Source organism: Mesorhizobium sp. LCM 4577 (assembly GCF_001854795.2).
Lineage (GTDB): Bacteria > Pseudomonadota > Alphaproteobacteria > Rhizobiales > Rhizobiaceae > Mesorhizobium > Mesorhizobium plurifarium.
Genome location: NZ_MDDU01000044.1, coordinates 1 through 2,142 on the forward strand (window position 1 = coordinate 1; position 2,142 = coordinate 2,142).

3 protein-coding genes are annotated in these 2,142 nt (G+C 58.1%); 1 reads left to right on the forward strand and 2 read right to left on the reverse strand.

Going from position 1 to position 2,142, the window contains the following annotated elements:
• Window positions 1-298 precede the first annotated feature (298 nt).
• Both LCM4577_RS27125 and LCM4577_RS27130 read right to left on the reverse strand, forming a co-directional pair.
• Window positions 299-439 carry a helix-turn-helix transcriptional regulator gene (locus LCM4577_RS27125; RefSeq protein ID WP_371410083.1) on the reverse strand — a complete coding sequence of 47 codons (141 nt, stop codon included), beginning with the start codon at window positions 437-439 and terminating at the stop codon, window positions 299-301.
• A 201-nt stretch (window positions 440-640) separates the two neighbouring features.
• Window positions 641-856: a helix-turn-helix domain-containing protein gene (locus tag LCM4577_RS27130; RefSeq protein WP_071074199.1), complete on the reverse strand. Its 216-nt coding sequence runs from the start codon at window positions 854-856 to the stop codon at window positions 641-643.
• Between the two features lie 548 nt (window positions 857-1,404).
• Between LCM4577_RS27130 and LCM4577_RS27135 the strand changes: the two genes are divergently transcribed.
• The gene (locus LCM4577_RS27135) at window positions 1,405-1,656 is read left to right on the forward strand and encodes a DNA -binding domain-containing protein (protein ID WP_071074200.1); all 252 of its coding nucleotides are present in this window, start codon (window positions 1,405-1,407) and stop codon (window positions 1,654-1,656) included.
• Window positions 1,657-2,142: the final 486 nt, after the last annotated feature.

Sequence of the window (2,142 nt, forward strand, 5' to 3'; positions counted from 1 at the left end):
GAATATCATCGCGTCTCACCATTGAAAGCTTGACCAGCACCGCGGTGCGCATGGCCGCCGGATACGCACGACTGCGGTCTTCACCGGATGGCTACTTCGTGGCGACGTCCTTGCGGCATGCTCAAGATAATTCTCAACCGCTTCCCAGATGCCCTACTGCGGCGATCGATGCTATTTGGATAGATGCAACATCTCGGAAAGCTCGCTGGCCCTGGTTGGGAGGCTCGATATCGATGAGCCGCACCATCTGATTACAAGCACTTTTGCGATGTTTAGTTCAAGTAGCGCTTAATCCTGGTCAGCCAGGTCGTACCAGGTCGATATGGCTGACACGCAGGGCTTGTGCCAGATCAAAGCTGGGGTTCCTTTTGCCCTTCTCCAACCCGCGGATGTGCTGCTGGCTGAAGCCGGAGATCTCGGCAAGCTGCTCCTGTGTCAAGCCGGCCTCTTCCCTGATCGTGCGAGTATTCTGTTCGACCAGCTTTGCGCATATCCATGCGAAAAGGTCAGCGGGCGGCGAAGCGCTTCGCCAACCTTGGCCTGGGTTAAACCCTTGTTCTTGCGCGCCGCTATCAGCTGTTCCGGCAGCCGGCGTTGGCGGGGCGATCGAAGGGATCTCCGCATCAGACGATGCTTAAGTCTATTCAGATCGCGGATCGAGCATCGTTGCCGGCTCAACCTCCAGCACCGTAGCGAGCTTCTCGACCATGTCGATGGTAGCAGCATATACACTGCGCTCAAGAGCGCTGATGTAGGTTCGATCAACACCAGCTTCATGTGCCAGCGCCTCCTGCGACAGCTTCTTTTTCTCGCGAAGCCTACGCAGATTGCGGGCAAAGACTTCTCGGATTCCCATACGCGGGAGGCCACCCTCTTGTTGAGGATTTCACCACGGAGTATGCTCTACAAACTTAAGGAGCAATTCGCACGAGCACCGATTTTGGCCCGAACTACCTGGATGTTAGGGATCGCGACTTCCCGGATGCGATCTGACGATGATTATCGCTCATGGTCAGCGCTGTAGGTCACGCAAGCTGCGCCAAGGAGCGAAGCCGAATGATCTAGACCCATGTCGAAGAAAACGGGCTCAGTTCACTGGCGGCCGGTTGCCCGCCGTCAAAATCGATTGCGGCAATCCGGCATGGGCCGGATCGCCTCTTTGTTACTGCCGCGGCCTAATCAACTCACAAGGATCAACGTCAAGCGCTTTTGCGAGCTTTGCCAAGCACACTGACGCTTGCGGAAACCCGAGCACGCTCGATCGAGCCCACATATCGCATGGCGCAAACGGACCAGAACCGGAACTATGGTTCTAAGAACGATCGTTCCTATTCGATAGGATCAGCCCAACGGAGATGTCTTGCCCTATCCGATGACAACGAACCCGAACCGCAGGAAGTCGCGATGAAACCCAAAGTTCAAGACCAAGTCCCGTGGTCGGACCGCCTGACCGCTTACGACAACGAGCACTTCACGATCTATATGAGGCTCCTGGACGCGTCCGCCGACGATGCCAGCGAAGACGAGATGGCGCAGCTCGTCCTCGGTATCGATCCGATGCGAGAGCCTGAGCGCGCCCGAATGGCGGTCCGCAGCCATCTCGATCGGGCGAACTGGATGGTTACGACTGGATACAAAGAACTGTTCGGGCGCTGACCGGCTCCAGGTGAGCTATTCCAATTACTTTCAGGCGAGGAAAACCGATAGCCACGATCCATGAGCATGTGTACCGCGCCGGACAGCACGGCGGAATGCGATCGCGAAGGTGGTTGCGCGGATCCGTCCAGTTGGCCGTTGCCGGCCCAACAGGGCCCTTGCGATTTCACGGTGCGATGCGCCGCTTAGCGAGCCGTCAAGCGCCTAAAGCGCAGACGGCTGGCGCGCGCTTCGGGCGAAAACAGCCTGTCGGGAAGTTGTCCGGTCGCGTGAAGAGCGTTGAGGCATTCGAACGCCTGCTGCCTCATCCGATCGGCGGGCCAGATCGCGTCGACAGAAAGCCGAACGGGCGCAAAACCTCCGCGCCCTCCACGACAAGCTGGATGTCCCAGGTAGCCATCCGGTGAAGACCGCAGTCGTGCGTATCCGGCGGCCATGCGCACCGCGGTGCTGGTCAAGCTTTCAATGGTGAGACGCGATGATATT